The organism is Candidatus Cloacimonadota bacterium (assembly GCA_020532085.1).
Classification (GTDB): Bacteria; Cloacimonadota; Cloacimonadia; order Cloacimonadales; family Cloacimonadaceae; genus Syntrophosphaera.
On sequence record JAJBAV010000003.1, the window covers coordinates 92,749 to 107,933 of the forward strand.

Below are 15,185 nucleotides of genomic sequence, written 5' to 3' on the forward strand. Positions count from 1 at the left end.
CGCTCCCTTTTTTGCTTTGGGGCGTGCTCCGTGGAAAATTTGGGGTTGGCAGTTTGCAGGCTTTGAATACTCTTTAAATAGCTATCACTTAACTAAATCATGGGAGAATGAATGCATAATCACCTGCTGCCGCTACTGCTGATGCTTGTGGCCGGAAGGCTTTTCAGCGCCACTGTGAGCGGATTTGTGACCCGGGAGGAAAGCGGTGAGCCCCTGCAGTATGTGAACGTGACCGTGGCCGGCACCAAGATCGGCGCGCAGACCAACAAGCAGGGTTATTATGTGCTAACCGTAAACCAGACCGGCAGCTACAAGATCGAGTTTTCCCTGGTCTCCCACCTGCGGGAAAGTAAAAGCTTAAGCATCCGCGGCCAAAACGACGACATCACCCTGAACGCGCGGCTGAAAGAGGCCTCGGTGGAACTCAGCAAGATAGTGGTCACGGCCGATGCCGAAGCCAGCCTGGAAGGGCCTGTGATCCGCGCGAGTTCAATCCACAGGGGCCGGGAGGACATCCAGGCAGTGGTTTCCACCGTGGAGGCGGACGTGTTTCGCGCCGTGCTAACCCTGCCAGGCGTGATGCCCATTTCGGACTTCTTTTCCGGTCTCTATGTGCGCGGCGGCTCGCCCGACCAGAATCTCATCCTCCTGGACGATACCGACGTTTACAACCCCAGCCACCTGGGCGGTCTGTTCAGCACTTTCAACACCGACGCGGTGGAAAACGTTGAACTGATCAAAGGCGGCTACCCCGCCAAGTTCGGCGGCCGGCTGTCCTCCGTGCTGGATGTAACCAACCGCCAGGGCAACCGGGTGGAATCACAGGGCGTGGCCCGCGTGAGCCTGATCTCGTCTTCCGCCACGCTGGAAGGGCCCTGGAGGATCGGAGCGACCGGTGGCTCCTACATGGCTTCCTTCCGCCGCACCTATCTGGAACTGGTGAAAGCCTTCTACGACGAGCTTCCGGACTACTATTTCTACGACGGCCACGCCAAACTGAACTGGGACGTGGACAACCGCAACAAGCTCAGTTTCAGCGGCTACATCGGCCGCGACGATCTTTCCTACGACCTCGGCAGCGTGCTGGACGTGGACTGGGGCAACAGCACCGTCGCCGCGCGCTGGCTGCATCTCTTTTCCCCGCGCCTCTTTTCGAACTTCATGCTGGCTGGAAGCCAGTTCAGCAGCGGCTTGAGCCAGACCTCGGAGGAAGAGGATGAAACCATATTCAGCACCGACAATTCCATCAAAGACCTCACCGCCAAAGGGGTCCTGAACTGGAAACCCAACAACAGCCACGAGGTGGAAAGCGGTTTCGAAGTAAAATGGAACGACACCGCCCTGAAGATGGAAACCTCCTATCAGGTTGACCCCAGCGGGCTTCCGGACACCGCCCTGGCGTCAGTGACCTCCTCCCTCTTTTTACAGGATACCTGGGTGATAAACCCTCTCTGGACCTTGCAGCCAGGCCTGAGGCTGAATTGGTATCGCACGGCCAGGACCATGCCGGACCAGATCCCCGCGGCCAGCTATGTCAATCTGGAACCCCGCCTCTCATTCAAGTGGACCCTGGACGCCGGCGAAAGCGTCTATGCCAATTTTGGCGTCTATAACCAGTATCTCACCCTGCTGGCGATGGATGTGAACACCCCCTTCGACGTCTGGCTGCCGCTGGACGGCTCGCTGCGGCCGGCCCGGTCGCTGCACTATATCCTTGGCTACCAGAGGCGTTTGGGCAAGCACCTGGCCCTGGAATCGGAAATCTATTACAAGGACTACAAAAACCTGGCCCAGTTGGATTCCAATGCCTTTTTCAACTGGAACAACAGCACTGGCAACCTCGCCAGCGCCATGCGGGTCGGAATCGGCCACGCCTACGGGGCGGAATTGCTGCTCCGCAATGACTGGAACGGCCTCGAAGGCTTTGTGGGCTACACTTTCAGCCGCACCCGCCGCAAGATCGAGGGCCTCAATCTGGACCCCCAAACCGGCGCAGCCAACTACTTTTATCCCCGCTTCGACCGCAGCCACAGCGTGTCCATGGTGGAAAACTACAACATCAGCGCCAATACCGGCTGGCAGCCCCTCGGAGCGGATTTCAAGCTGGGCCTCAATTTCACCTACAATTCCGGACAGCCGGTGGAAGTGCCGGAGCGGGTCTATTTCGACGGCGAGAATTTTCAGATCATCTACAGCTATAAAGACGGTTACCGCCTGCCCTATTACATGCGCCTGGACCTGAGCGCCAAACTGCAGTGGAACACGCGCTGGGGCAGCATCGAACCCTATCTGGACATGATCAACGTTTTCGACCGCAAAAACGTGAGCTTTCGCAGTTATCAGCTGGTGCCGCAGGAAGACCTGACCCTGCAGCTGGAAACCCGGGACGGCTCTCAGTTTCCCTTCCTGCCTTTCATTGGAGTGAACATCACATGGTAAGCAAACATCTGTTCCACCTCTCGCTGGCGCTGCTGCTGGCGCTGCTGCTCGCCTCCTGCGAAAACACCAGCGGGCCACGCTTTGAAGGCGAGGTCTTCACTGTGGCGGGCCTGCTGATGGCTGGCCAACCTGTAAGTTTCGACTACCCGGTTTACGTGACCCGCAGCTCAGCCATCGAGGATTTCAGCCCCCAGGAGATCTTTGTTTACGACGCCACGGTATCCATCCGTGATCTGGATGCCGATCTGGAGTTTCAGCTCACCCCTGCCCTGCACGAGTTCAAATTCAAATATATCGACTTAGCCCAAAACATCATCCAGCCCGGACACCGCTACCGCATTGAGGTGCTCGCGCCCGGCGCGGATTCACTGATCTGGGCCGAAACCACGGTTCCCGTTTGCCTTACTGCAGAACCCGACCCCTACGGAACCAATCCGCCCAGCACAGGCTTTGCTTTGGACCAGGATACCGACAATGTGCTGCCCTATCCCCTCATCGACAGCGATTATCCGGCCACCGCCTCCACCGGCGCCACCGCGGGAAATTTCAACCTGATGGCGGAATTCTTCTGCCTGGAACCCTTCAGCACGGACCTCGAATTCACCTCCGATTTCCTGCCTGAAGCCCATCCCGACTCCAGTTTGGCCCCCAGCTACAACGCCGAACGCCCACCCCGCAAACTCAGCTTCATGTACCGCTTCAACTCCACGCCCCTGCCGGGTTTGCCGGACAACTACCTGGTGCTGGAAAACTACGCCACCGCTTTCGTCTTCTACGGACGCTACCGCCTGCGCCTGCAGATCGTTGACGACAACTATTTCAACTACAATTTCATGGACGAAGGCTACCTCCACGGCGGTATCCACAACGCCCTGGGCTATTTTGGCTCCGCCAGCGGCGTGGAGATGTTCACCCGGATCGTGAAGGAAGATACGCCCTGAAGGTTACGGGAGCGTGACACCGGGGCATGGGAATCCAAGCCACACCTTGTCATTCCGGAACAAGGGTTTGGGAATCCAGCCACCCATGTCATTCCGGGGAAGGATCCCGGAATTCAGACTTGGCGGGATTGGCCAGTATGCAACAGACGTGGGGTTGATGCGGACTGCGTTTGTAGCCATCCCATTCCTTTCTGAGATGATTTTTTTTGAATTAAGGAATGCTTTTTGCTACAACATCATACAGATTTTCCTGGAGGCGATCAAATGAATACTGCTTGGAAGAACTGGCTCGTTACTCTGCTGGGGACGCTGGCCCTGGCGGCCCTGCCCCTGGGGGCACAGGAGGTGATGAACGTATATTTCGGCGGCAGTTCTGAATTCAGCCACGGCTTTCGGGCCTGCCAGACCGTGGGTGACAGCCTGCAGCTGTATGATTATGAGATCCTGGCTGAAAGCGTCCTCATCAAACTGGCCACGGTCGGCCCCGGCGGACTCTGCGGCCCCCAGCAGACAGTACACCAGATCACAGTTGAACCTGACTGGGGCGTTCTGTCGGGCAATCCCCTGGCCTTTTCCTGCAAGGCTGGCAAGCTGTATTCCGCCTTCCACACAGCCAACCGGGTGATCGTCTGTTTCACGGATGGCAGCGGCACCAACCAGCATGTTTTCAACACCACCGGACTGAATATCGAAGACCATATGTTCGGCCCCACCCTTTACATCGTGGATGAGGCGCGGGCCTACCTCTGCGCCACCAGCGGCGTCTATCCCCAGGTGACCCAATTGGTGTACATCCTGAACCTGTCCAACAACAGCCTGCAGCTGCTGCACCAAAGCCAGGGCTGGCTGCCGCACTGCGTCCTCTCCTTCGAAGATGAGTTCTTCCTCCTCTGGACTGATGGCGGACCAGACCTCCTGGTGCAAAACCACAACATCATCCAAACCTACCCGCAGGGCTGGCTCCCAGCCAGCGAAGGCGGAGGAGCGGGCTTCACGCAGACCACGAAACTCTGCGGCGACTACTTTCAGACCCTGGCCATCGGCCCCATCGAAGACGCGCCCACCTCTGCCTACCTGGTCTGGCTGGAAGGGAACACGCTGCACAAGCAGTGGTTCAGCGGGTCCAGCTGGCCCTGGCCTGCTCCGCATTACTGGGAGGTAGTCACCCACAGCGACACCGGCTTTTCAGCAGTTCACAACTGGTTTGATGATTGGTCATTTTGCCACAAAACCCTTGTTAATGGCGTATTCAGCGACCTGCTTACCTTCCCTGACCTTACGGGATACCCGAACGCGGCTTTTCTGAGAAAGCTGGATGAGGACTACACCCTGGCCATCAACCGCCCGACGGGCACGCGGTACGGCTTCCATCTGGTGGACCATCCCCTGGGCGTGGTGAGGGATTACAGCTTTGACGGGATGAACGTGGGAGCAAGTTATTGCCTCAATTCCGACCGGAGCGTTTTCCTGCTGGGCAGGACCGCCTACGACGCCCCCTGGCAGATTAGCGCCTTCAGGCTGGAACTGGGCGCATCAGCGCCGGATGAAGAGGTTCCGCCAGCCCCGGCAAGGATCGCGGCCTTCCCCAATCCCTTCCGGTCATCCTGCCAGATCGAAGTAAGGACCGGGGTCCCGCTGGAAGCGAGCCTGGAGGTCTTCAACCTCAGGGGGCAGAAAGTGGCCCGGATCTTCACAGGAAAATTAGCAATAGGCGGAAACCGCTTTGCCTGGGACGGCAAAGATGAAAACCTGCGGGATGTTTCCAGCGGTATCTATCTGCTCAGGCTTTCCACCCCGCAAGGATCATGCAGCCGCAGGATGATGCTGCTCAGGTGACTCTCCCCAATATTTTCGGCTCTCTCAAATCAAGTCGCTCCCAATATCAATACGGTATCAATACGGAATCAATACGGATTTCATCCGTAATGATTCCGTATTGATACCGTATTGATATTGGGAGCGACCCGGGTTTTTGCCTGGATCAAGATTGCCACGATTTACTTTGGTGTGAGCCCCAGATCTGAATCCTTTGATAAAATCCAAATGTGAAACCCTGATTTGAAAGACAGAAGGCGGTGGCTTCAGCCACCGTATCTGCCAGAACCTTCGCTGAGCAAGACGATGTCCGGTGGGCTTCAGCCACCGGAGGGACAATCCACAAGTGATCATCCGCGTGGGGATTTGCCCCGATCGCGACCAGCCGGCGGTTCAAACCGCCGGAAATCGTTTTTCCCTGTAAACCTGATCCCGGTATACGGTGGCTAAAGCCAACGCCTTCCGTCTGTTTGCTGAGTCATGCGGCCGAATGGCAGAGGACAGATTCATCCCCCGCCGAGCTGGAAACCACTTGGTGGGTGGAGCCAAGGTGTCATTCTGGGGTGGAGGCCCGGAATCCATGCCCTGGATAGATCTTTTCCGGCCCTCTTTCAAACTGAGTGGGTAATGGGCTGAACACAAGGCTTTTTTTTCCAACAAAGTGGGTATTGACCGGAAAAAACCCCTCGTCAGAGGTGTGCAGCACTATAGGCGGGGTTCTTTGTCTCTGTAGAGCTTCCGCGGCTTTCAGAGTCAACGCAGGGATTTGGCATCTCAAGGTACAGGATCGGCTTTCATTACGGGTTTCCTCGGTTACCCACTCAGTTTGAAAGAGAGCCAATTAGAGTAGTGAGCATTGCCGGGAAATCCCGCGCGCCAAACAAAGGCGGTCCGAAGACCGCCTGTATTTTTCTAAGGTTGGTATAGGATTTCGATCAGGTCTCGATCACTTCCACGTTGGCGCGGGGCAGGATCATCTTGCTGCCGTCCTCGAACTGGGCTTCCAGCACGCGGACGAGGGTCTCGGATTCCACTTTGGTGAGCTCTTCCGGCAGGCCGGTCACCTTGGCGATCTTGCCGAAATTGGGCTCGCGGATCACGCGGATGAGCGTTCCCGGTTCCAGCACGGGCATGGTGGCCTCTTTCACCACCAGTTCCTTTTCGTCAAAGGGCAGCGGCACGATGATCTCGGGGCGGATGACGCCGGCGCGGATCTGGGTGCGGCCGTGGATGGAGGTTTTCTTGCCGTTGAATTTGTGCAGCAGTTCGAAGGTCTTGCGGGCCATGGTGATCTTGCCAAAACCTTCCGTGACCACGATGGTGAGGCCGATGTTTTCGTGGCCGGTGATGGCCACGCCGATGTCGTGTCCCAGCAGTTTTTTGATATCCCGGTCGTCGATGCCGCCGGTGATGATGGCTTTGGCTCCGTGTTTGCGGGCGGCTTCGATCACATCAAAGGAGACAAAGGCACCGGTGACTATGATCTTGCCGGCACAGGCGTCGGTTACTTCGGCAGGAGTGATCTCGGCGTCGGGGGATTTGGCTATGACCATGATCTCACCGATGGTTTCGCCGCCGATCCCGAAAATTCCCTGGATGTAGGCGCTCTTGTTTTCGATGATGACGCCTTCATCGGGCATCACATCGGTTACCACTCCGTCGATGAAGGCTTTCACCTGCACGGGGATGCGCGGCTCACGGAGCAGGACCTGTCCGGTGACGGAGGATATGCTTTCCACTTCACCCAGCACGGGTGAGCGGACCTCGTTTTTAAACAACCCGGTGCCAAAGAGGCCTTTGGTTTCGGCCAAAATGGTGTGGGTGTCGATCTGCTGTCCGGCTTCGATCTTGATGAAGTTCACCAGTTGCGAGGGAGTTACACCAAGTTTGTTGGCCAGGTTGAACGGCACCACCTTGCCCGGAAGCAGGGTTTCGGCCACCACGGTTTCGGCTTTGACGTGATCGCCCTTTTTCACCAGCACCTGGCCTTTGAGCGGCAGGATGCGTTCTTTTCTCAGGATGATGTTTTCGGTTACTGTGAGTCCGGCAGAGTATGCTTGTCCCATTGTTTCCTCCTACTTCAGGATAGTATCCGGATAGGCCTTGAACTCGGTCATCCATTTCTTCAGGGTGGCGATGCGTTCAGCGCGGTCGGTGGGGATCACGAAGGGCTGGCGTCCGCGGGTGTCCAGAACGATGCCGACGATGCCGCCGTGCAGATCGACCGTGAGTTCCTTGCTCTTGTTCTCGTCGAGGATGAGGCCGCCGTGGGTTTTTAAGGTGGCTTTGGCCACTTCGCCCACGCCGCAGGGGATCAATCTCACTTCGCCGAAGGGAATGTCCTCTTCCCAGATCTTGCCGTCGGGAAGCTCAAGTTTGGCGTAGAGAGCGGGTTTGCCGATCTTGCTCTTGCCCACGGGGGCCACGCAGGAGCCCAGATAGACCATGCAGTCCTTGCGGAACACCTCGGTTGCCGCTTTGGTGCTGATCTCGGAGAGCACACCCAGGTGGGGCATCATGAAAATGCTGTCCACCGCCAGGCGGGTAACGCCTTCGGGCAGGAAGGCGTTGATGAGCAGCATCACGGTCTGATGCCTGCGCGGAGCGTGGGAAAGGACGCCGCCGCTGCCCACGAGGAGGTCGAGGGTCATCAGATTTACGATGGTGGCGCCGGAGGTTGACTGGCTGAAGGCTTCGGAGATGTCGCGTTGGCGCTGCATGCCTTTGAGGCTGCTGGCAAATTCCTTGTGCTGCTCGAAAGCCAGGCGCAATGCTTCGATCGCGATGGCCTGTTCCAAAACGAGTTCCTCCAGCAGGGAGGGGATCGTGGTGGGACGGATCATCTTGTTTTTGATCATGTTGCGCAGATAGTTCTCATCGATGTCCAGCGGCACCCAGCGCATGATGTTGTCCAGTCCGGATGAGGCCAGCACATTGGAGATGCTGTAGCTCATGCCCAGGTTGGCGCTCACGGTGCGGTTGAAAACGAATTCCTCGGTGAAGACGGAAAAGACGTCCGTGGTGGCGCCGCCAATGTCAACACCAACCACTTCGATGTTTTCCTCTTTGGCGATGGCCTGCATGATGTTGCCGACCGCCGCGGGGGTGGGCATGATGGGCACGCTTTCGTGGTCCGGGCCCTGGCACCATTCCATCAGCTTGTTGTAGCCGGGGGCCTGCTTCATCACGTGCTCCATGAAGAGGTCGTGGATCTTGTCGCGGGCCGGGCCGAGGTTTTCGGTTTCCAGTTTGGGCCGGATGTTTTCGGTGACTATGAGGTCCACCTTGTCGGCCAGGGAATCCCTGATAAACTGCTGGGCTTCCTTGTTGCCGGCGTAGATCACGGGCAGCTTGTAGCCGGAACCCAGACGGGGCTTGGGATCAGCGCCACTTACGAGCTCCGCCATCTCCACCACGTGCTTGATGGTGCCGCCGTCTTCGCCACCGGCCATGAGGATCATGTCGGGGCGCAGCTCGCGGATGCGTTCGATCTTTTCGTGATTCATGCGTTTGTCGTTGCTGGAGATGAGGTCCATCACGATGGCCCCCGCTCCCAGAGCGGCACGTTCGGCGCTTTCACCGGTCATGGAGGCCACCACGCCGGTGACCATCATCTGCAAACCGCCGCCGGCCGAGGAGGTGGAGACATAGGCGTCCACGCCCACGTCGCCTTTCCGCGGGATCAAGAATTCCCCGTTTTCCATGAAACGGATGTTGGGGTTGTGATATTTGAGCCGGGCCAGCTCTTCCAATTCCTGAGTGGCGTTGATCACGCCCTTTGTAACGTCGTTAAGCGGGGCTTCCACAGTTGTGGGTGCCTCGCCGCGGATGGTTTGGCGATATTCGCCGTCCACCCATTCGATCAAAATTGCCTTGGTGGTCGTGCTGCCGCAGTCCGTGGCCACGATCCGGGTAAGGCGTTTTTCGTCGTATTGCATCGTACCTCCGCTTATTCAGCTGATTTATCGTCTTTTTTGAAAATTCTTCGGATGACCGCCTTGCGCTGGTTTCTGCGCCGCAGACGGCGGAGTTTGGCCTCGGCCCGGCGCTCGCGGTTGAGCTCTTCGTCCAGCTCGTCGATGCGCTTGATCAGGCGTTTGAGGTGGGCCTCATCCTGGATCATCAGGGCGAAATGCTGGTATTTCTGGGAATCGAAGACCATTTCGGCAAAGGGCAGGATGAAATACATGGCTTGGCTGGCAATGCCGTGCAAGGGATGAAGCGATTCCAGCAGCAGGATCCCGGCCGAGCCCATCTGCTTTTCCACGATGAAGCGCGCCACCTTTTCGATCATCTGGTTCGCTTCGTCGGCGCTGAGCGTGGTTTTGACTTCCTGGTACCCTTTTTTCATGTCAGACAGCCCTCGTGGCCGTGAGCACGGCCACCCTGGACGCGCCGCCCGCTTTCAGCACATGGGAAACTTCGTTGACCGTGGTGCCAGTGGTGAAAACGTCGTCCACCACAATGATCCGCTTTCCGGCCACATCCGCGTTGCGGCGCAGGGCGAAAGCCCCGGAAAGGTTGTCCAGACGGGCCTGGCGGCTCAGATTGGTCTGGCTGCGCGTGTTTTGATGGCGGAGCACGGGTTGGGCGAAAGGAATGCCCAGTTCGAAGGCCAGCGCTCGACCCAGCAGTTCGGACTGGTTGTAGCCCCGCTCACGTTCGCGCACCCGGTGCAGAGGCACGGCCGTCACGAGGTCAAAATTGCCGCGGAAGCGTTTGGAGGCGGGCATGGACAACAGGGCTTGGCTGAAAAAAACTGCCGGAGACCTGAGCGCGTCATACTTCAGGTGATGCACCAGCTCCTGTACCGGGGCTTTGAAAACAAAGGCGGAGCGCGCGTAATCGAACTCGTAGGCCAGGTGGGAACAAGCTTCACAGCGGTAGTTTTCCAGCGGGGCGCCGCATTTATCGCAGTAGTTTTCCCTGATGGGCAGCAACCGCTCGCGGCACTCGGCACAGAGGACATCCGCGGCCGTATCCACAGGACTGTTACAGGCCAGGCAAACCGGCGGGAACAAAAGCTTATCCACAGAGCCCAAAATGGCGTTCCAGCGCATCGAAGATCCTTTTGCCGTCCTGGCTGACCACCGCGTCCGTGGCGGAGCGTTCTGGATGGGGCATCATGCCCAGCACGCGGCCGGAGGGGTCGCAGATGCCGGCGATATTGTCCCGGGAGCCGTTGGGATTGGCTTGCGGGATGGTGTTTCCGGAGGCATCACAATAGCGGAAAACGACGCGGCCGGTTTCCCGCAGTTCGTTTAGAACGTGGTCTTCACAGAAATAGTTACCGTCTTTATGGGCGATGGGCAGGTCCAGCACCGCGCCGGGCGGGATACCTTCCGTGAAAGGCGTGGAGGGATTTTCCACCCTCAGGTGCTGATGCCGGCAGATGAAATCCAAGCCGCTGTTCATCAGCAGCGTGCCAGGCAGCAAGCCGCATTCCGTGAGTATCTGAAAGCCGTTGCAGATCCCCAGCACCAGTCCGCCTCGCCGGGCGAAAGCCAGCACTTCGTTCACGATGGGAGAAAATCTGGCCAGCGCGCCGCAACGGAGGTAATCGCCATAGGAAAATCCGCCTGGAAGCACCACCAGATCGGGATTTTGGAGGTCACGGCCCTTGTGCCAGACCAAGCGGCCGGCATGGCCCCGGGAGGCAAAAACCTCCAGCGCGTCATGATCGCAGTTCGAGCCCGGGAAGGTGATCACGCTCACTTTCAAGCTTGCCCGTCCTCCCGCTCTTCCAGGGTGAAATGGTAGTGTTCGGTGTTGGGATTGGCCAGCAGGTCCCGGCAGATCTGCTCGGCTTCCCGCCGTGCCTGCTCTGGATCGGTGGTGTGGAAACTGATCTCGATGTATTTGCTCACGCGGGTTTCCTCCACAGAGGAGTAGCCCAGCTGGCGCAGGGAATTCGTTACCGCCTTGCCCTGCGGATCGAGCACGTTGGGTTTGAGACAGACGTATATCTTGGCCAAGATCATGCTGTTAACCTTTGTTTTTAATCAATTTATCACATTTTCGCGAAGCCATTTTTAGTCAATGGTTTTTTTGATGCCTATCCGGCTCATGCCCGTGGATGAGCAAATCCCCAGCCCCCAGGCCAATTAGATCTATCCGGCGAAACCAGAACCTCGGTGGATCTGCGCCTACAAGGTCTGGCCAGAGGCTTGTTCCGGGCGACGCCAGACAGATACGGCCTCCACCGGGGAAAGAATTGTTTTGCCTGCAGGGCGATGGTGTTTATAATATTTATGCAAAACATCATAAATTACCAGAGGTGGATCATGCGTAAGTATTTCATGGTTTTTTGGTTAATTCTGTTCTGCGTAAACCTTGCAGGTCAAACTTACTATTCCCGGGGGTCATCAAATTCCTACTATCTGAATTACCTTGCCAGCTGGTCAACCAACCGTGACGGCACAGGCCTCCAACCCACCAGCTTTTCCGGTGCCGGCAAATACTTCGTTGTGCAAAACGGCCACAACCTCACCGCCACCGCGCAGTGGACCGTGGACAGCGGAGCCCTGGTCTGGGTGGAAAGCGGCGGCCGGATCCACACCGGACCCTTTGACCACGCGATCACGGGAAAAGTGTTCAACGGCGGCACCTACGAGGTCACCCACGACAGCTACAGCAACCTGGGCTGGGGTGGCGGCGGAGCCTTGGAGATTAACAGCAACTTCATCCTCAACAACTCGGGCATCAACTTTAACGACAAGGTTTCCTATGGCAACCTGATCGTGCAAAACGGGGAAGCTGACTGCCGCGGGGATACGGAAGGATTCGAGGTGAAGGGAGAGCTGCGCGTGAAAGCCGGCGGAGTCTGGGATGGCGGTCTTACCACCGATCAGGTCCACAGCATAGGCAGCATCTACATGGACGGCGGCATATTTTACGGGTCCTCAGGTTCAGCCCAGGTTACCTACAACCTCAGCGGCAACCTGACCGTCGCCCTGGGCTATTTTTACGGCTCCAAGGAAGGCGGGGCCTGCACCTACAACATCGGCGGCAACCTTCTGCACCAGAACGGCTGGTTTTATGCCACTTTCAGGGATTCCGGCGATCTTCCCTACAATACCTACAACATCGCCGGCAGCTTCACCCGGACGGGCGGCTCCTATTATGCTGTGAACCGGGTGGATGTGGGTTACCCCAGTTTCTACCTGAGCGGAACGGGCAAGAACCTCGGCCTGGGTTCGGTCTCCAACGCCCGCCATTTCATCGAGGTTAAGACAGGGGCGCAATACAACCTCAGCAACGGAGTTAACTTCGATCCCGGAATGCAGTTCTACGTGCGGGGAACCCTGGACGCCGGCACCAACAAGGTCACAGCGTTGGGATCAGGATGCACCTTCAGGGTCCACGGCCTGCTGCAAACGGCCAATACCAACGGCCTGAGCGGATCTACTGTCACCACTTTTTCCTCGAACTACGATCCCGCCATCAGCCTTTGGGAAGGCTGCACGATCGAGTACAACTCCGCGGCCACCCAGACCGTTACACCGCGATCTGACTACAAAAACCTGACCCTCAGCGCAGCCGGGACCAAGACCCTGCTCGCCGGGGCTGCCGTTGCCGCGCATCTGAGCGTGGGAGCGCCTTTGCTGATCGACATCGGGGTCGATCTGGACCTCTACGGCTCACTGAGCGCCACCGCCTCCATCACCGGGGGCAATATCAGAATACTGGGCACATCAGACCGCCTTGATTTGCCTGCCTGCGATCTGGACAATCTTACCCTCAACCGGGCCAACGGCTGCCGGATGACAGGCCCAGTGGAGGTTTATTACATGACTCTCAGCAATGGGGTATTCGAGATATCCAACCAGACCCTGACCATTACAGGAGATTTTATCGCAGACGGCGGCAGCATCACAGGCGGGGCAAGCTCCAACCTAGTGGTTTCTGGCTACAGCTATATTGGAACCCTGGATCTGCCAACCTCCATCACCGAACTCAACCTTCTGGACCTGAGCCGCGCCAACGGCTGCTCCCTGCAGGGAAACCTGGCGGTGCATCAACTGGACCTGAACAGCGGCAGCTTCAACGTTGGAGTCCACACCCTCACTTTTTACGGAGCACTGAACATCTACGGAGGCACACTTAACGCCGGCGGTAACTCCACTCTATCCATCCAGAGTGGAAGCGTGGACATCGATCTGCCTCCGCTAAACCTCTTCGCGTTGATCATGAACCGTTCCGGCCGCTCCTGCTTTCTGGACGGCAACTCCAGCGTGGCGGAACTAACCATGGGAGCCGGGACCCTGAACCTCGGGGACCATCATCAGCAGGTTTCTTCCGCGGCCCGGACCACCGGCGGTTCGCTGACCGGCGGCAGCGCTTCGATCCTGACTTTGGCGAACACGGTCAACCTTGCCTCCATCTCCGGCGGCAGCCTGCATCTGTATAACCAGCTGTGCCCCACCACAGTGGATTTGATCGGTCCCCTAAGCTTGGACTGGTTGAATCTTGCCTCGGGAACGCTTAACCTGGTTGATTCATATTTGACCATCTTCCAAGGCTTTGAGCAAACCGAGATCTCTCCCGGTTCCGGCGTGATGAGCGGTTCTTCGGGATCGGGCATGAACCTTATCTCAAACTCAAACCCCGAGCCATGGCCTGTCCCGGAGGCCATGCTAGGAACCCTGACCGTAGATCTGGCCGGTGGTTGCCAGTTTTTGGGACCGGTGGAATTGCTCACCTCGCTTGCCCTGATGAACGGGGAGGTCGATCCCGCCGGAAACTTCACCGTAAGGGACAATGCCACCATCACGCGCAACTTGGGCTGCCTGAGTGGCCCGGCTGGGTTGGGCAACAACCTCCGGCTTATTTATCTGGCTTCCTGTGAGGCGGGATTTGAGCTCCCCGCCTGGCCAGAACAACAGGCGGCGGAGATATCCGTACACGGAATGGAGAGCGTGGTGACTGTGAATGTGGATTTGGGGCTGTCCCAAAGGATATTCATAGGCCCCGAGTGTGTTTTTGACATCCGGGGATATCAGCTGTATTGCGAGCCCATCGTGCAGTTTCTGGGCGAGGGGCTGTTCTGGGGCAGCGCCCAGATCCCCCTGCAAAGCATGATCTTTTCGGCCCCGCCTGCCGGCTTGCAGATATCGTCGCCTCTATCCATACCAGATTTCCAGTTCAGCCATTTGCCAGACATCCAGCAGCTTAACTCCACTGAAAGCATAGCGCGGACCTGGGGGCTGGACGGCACTCTCAACGACGATGCAATAATCACTTTTAGCTGGGACCAAGCTGCCGACAACGGCCTGGGCTTCGTGCTGAACAACCCGGCCTTCGTTTACCGCTTTGCGGAGGGGGAATGGCAGAACCACTTCGGACCTGTTTTTCTGTCCTCTGAAAATCCCCGGACCCTGACTTTCACCACTCAGGAATTCTCTCTCTGGACCGTTTCGGTGCTTGATTTGAAGGCTCCCGCTGTCACCATATCCAATACCTTGCAGGACGAGGCGCTGCTGGAATGGAACGAGGTGTATCCGGACTGCGATTACGAGATCTGGCGCGGAACTGACCCCTATGGAAGCTTCGGATATCTCTGGACAACCAGCGAGTTATCTTACCTCGATGCAGAGAGTTGTGACCGCGCTTTCTACAAAGTGAAGGCGGTGAAAAACTGGTGAATCAATGCCCTTGCCGGGTCCGCGAGACTCTAGGCTCCTAATTTGAAGAAGGATATCCGGCGTGTCCTCCTGAAGCGGGGTCCTTTCCCTTCAGAATTGCCCCCCGCATGATCCCCGCCTAAACTGCGGGAATCATGCGGGGAGCAGGCGAAAGGCGAACAGGGCAGGACTAAGAAGGAAGGCAGGGCAGGTAAAGAGGGGCAAACCAGACAAATACCCGAAGACCTTTGCACATAATCCTCAGGGTCTGGTTAAAAAGTAAGAGCATTTAGGATCAAAAAGTAGTTTTTGAAATCTGCAAATAATTCTTGACAAAATAGATAGGCTCATATTTTGTCACTCTATC

The 15,185-nt window shown here is 57.4% G+C and carries 10 protein-coding genes; 4 read left to right on the forward strand and 6 right to left on the reverse strand.

What is annotated here, in order from left to right:
• The first annotated feature begins 111 nt into the window (after positions 1–111).
• From LHW45_01845 to LHW45_01855, 3 genes are all read left to right on the forward strand, one after another.
• The gene (locus LHW45_01845) at positions 112–2,439 is read left to right on the forward strand and encodes a TonB-dependent receptor (protein MCB5284320.1); all 2,328 of its coding nucleotides are present in this window, start codon (positions 112–114) and stop codon (positions 2,437–2,439) included.
• Positions 2,433–3,380 carry a DUF4249 domain-containing protein gene (locus LHW45_01850; GenBank protein ID MCB5284321.1) on the forward strand — a complete coding sequence of 316 codons (948 nt, stop codon included), beginning with the start codon at positions 2,433–2,435 and terminating at the stop codon, positions 3,378–3,380. The genes LHW45_01845 and LHW45_01850 overlap by 7 nt, the downstream gene beginning before the upstream one ends.
• A gap of 264 nt (positions 3,381–3,644) precedes the next feature.
• On the forward strand, positions 3,645–5,216 hold the full coding sequence (locus LHW45_01855) for a T9SS type A sorting domain-containing protein (GenBank protein ID MCB5284322.1): 1,572 nt from the start codon (positions 3,645–3,647) through the stop codon (positions 5,214–5,216).
• 914 nt (positions 5,217–6,130) lie between these two features.
• On the opposite strand, the gene LHW45_01860 is transcribed toward LHW45_01855, so the two are convergent.
• From LHW45_01860 to purS, 6 genes are read right to left on the reverse strand one after another with little or no spacing between them, the layout of a single operon-like run.
• Complete coding sequence (locus tag LHW45_01860; protein MCB5284323.1) at positions 6,131–7,261, reverse strand: hypothetical protein; 1,131 nt, start codon at positions 7,259–7,261, stop codon at positions 6,131–6,133.
• A 9-nt stretch (positions 7,262–7,270) separates the two neighbouring features.
• Positions 7,271–9,133, reverse strand: a complete 1,863-nt coding sequence (locus LHW45_01865; protein ID MCB5284324.1) for a glutamate mutase L — start codon at positions 9,131–9,133, stop codon at positions 7,271–7,273.
• Positions 9,134–9,144: 11 nt separating this feature from the next.
• Positions 9,145–9,546: a hypothetical protein gene (locus LHW45_01870; protein ID MCB5284325.1), complete on the reverse strand. Its 402-nt coding sequence runs from the start codon at positions 9,544–9,546 to the stop codon at positions 9,145–9,147.
• Position 9,547: 1 nt separating this feature from the next.
• Complete coding sequence (locus tag LHW45_01875) at positions 9,548–10,255, reverse strand: ComF family protein (protein MCB5284326.1); 708 nt, start codon at positions 10,253–10,255, stop codon at positions 9,548–9,550.
• On the reverse strand, positions 10,221–10,916 hold the full coding sequence (gene purQ / locus LHW45_01880) for a phosphoribosylformylglycinamidine synthase subunit PurQ (protein MCB5284327.1): 696 nt from the start codon (positions 10,914–10,916) through the stop codon (positions 10,221–10,223). The genes LHW45_01875 and purQ overlap by 35 nt, the downstream gene beginning before the upstream one ends.
• Positions 10,913–11,176, reverse strand: a complete 264-nt coding sequence (gene purS, locus LHW45_01885) for a phosphoribosylformylglycinamidine synthase subunit PurS (GenBank protein MCB5284328.1) — start codon at positions 11,174–11,176, stop codon at positions 10,913–10,915. Before purS ends, purQ begins: the two co-directional genes overlap by 4 nt.
• Positions 11,177–11,479: 303 nt before the next feature.
• On the opposite strand from purS, the gene LHW45_01890 reads away from it, so the two are divergent.
• Positions 11,480–14,839, forward strand: a complete 3,360-nt coding sequence (locus tag LHW45_01890) for a hypothetical protein (GenBank protein MCB5284329.1) — start codon at positions 11,480–11,482, stop codon at positions 14,837–14,839.
• Positions 14,840–15,185: the final 346 nt, after the last annotated feature.

Coding starts and splice junctions, on each gene's coding strand:
- LHW45_01875 (MCB5284326.1), bottom strand. CDS start 10,255: ATGCGCTGGAACGCCATTTTGGGCTCTGTGGATAAGCTTTTGTTCCCG.
- purS (MCB5284328.1), bottom strand. CDS start 11,176: ATGATCTTGGCCAAGATATACGTCTGTCTCAAACCCAACGTGCTCGAT.
- LHW45_01850 (MCB5284321.1), top strand. CDS start 2,433: ATGGTAAGCAAACATCTGTTCCACCTCTCGCTGGCGCTGCTGCTGGCG.
- LHW45_01845 (MCB5284320.1), top strand. CDS start 112: ATGCATAATCACCTGCTGCCGCTACTGCTGATGCTTGTGGCCGGAAGG.
- LHW45_01890 (MCB5284329.1), top strand. CDS start 11,480: ATGCGTAAGTATTTCATGGTTTTTTGGTTAATTCTGTTCTGCGTAAAC.
- LHW45_01855 (MCB5284322.1), top strand. CDS start 3,645: ATGAATACTGCTTGGAAGAACTGGCTCGTTACTCTGCTGGGGACGCTG.
- LHW45_01865 (MCB5284324.1), bottom strand. CDS start 9,133: ATGCAATACGACGAAAAACGCCTTACCCGGATCGTGGCCACGGACTGC.
- LHW45_01870 (MCB5284325.1), bottom strand. CDS start 9,546: ATGAAAAAAGGGTACCAGGAAGTCAAAACCACGCTCAGCGCCGACGAA.
- LHW45_01860 (MCB5284323.1), bottom strand. CDS start 7,261: ATGGGACAAGCATACTCTGCCGGACTCACAGTAACCGAAAACATCATC.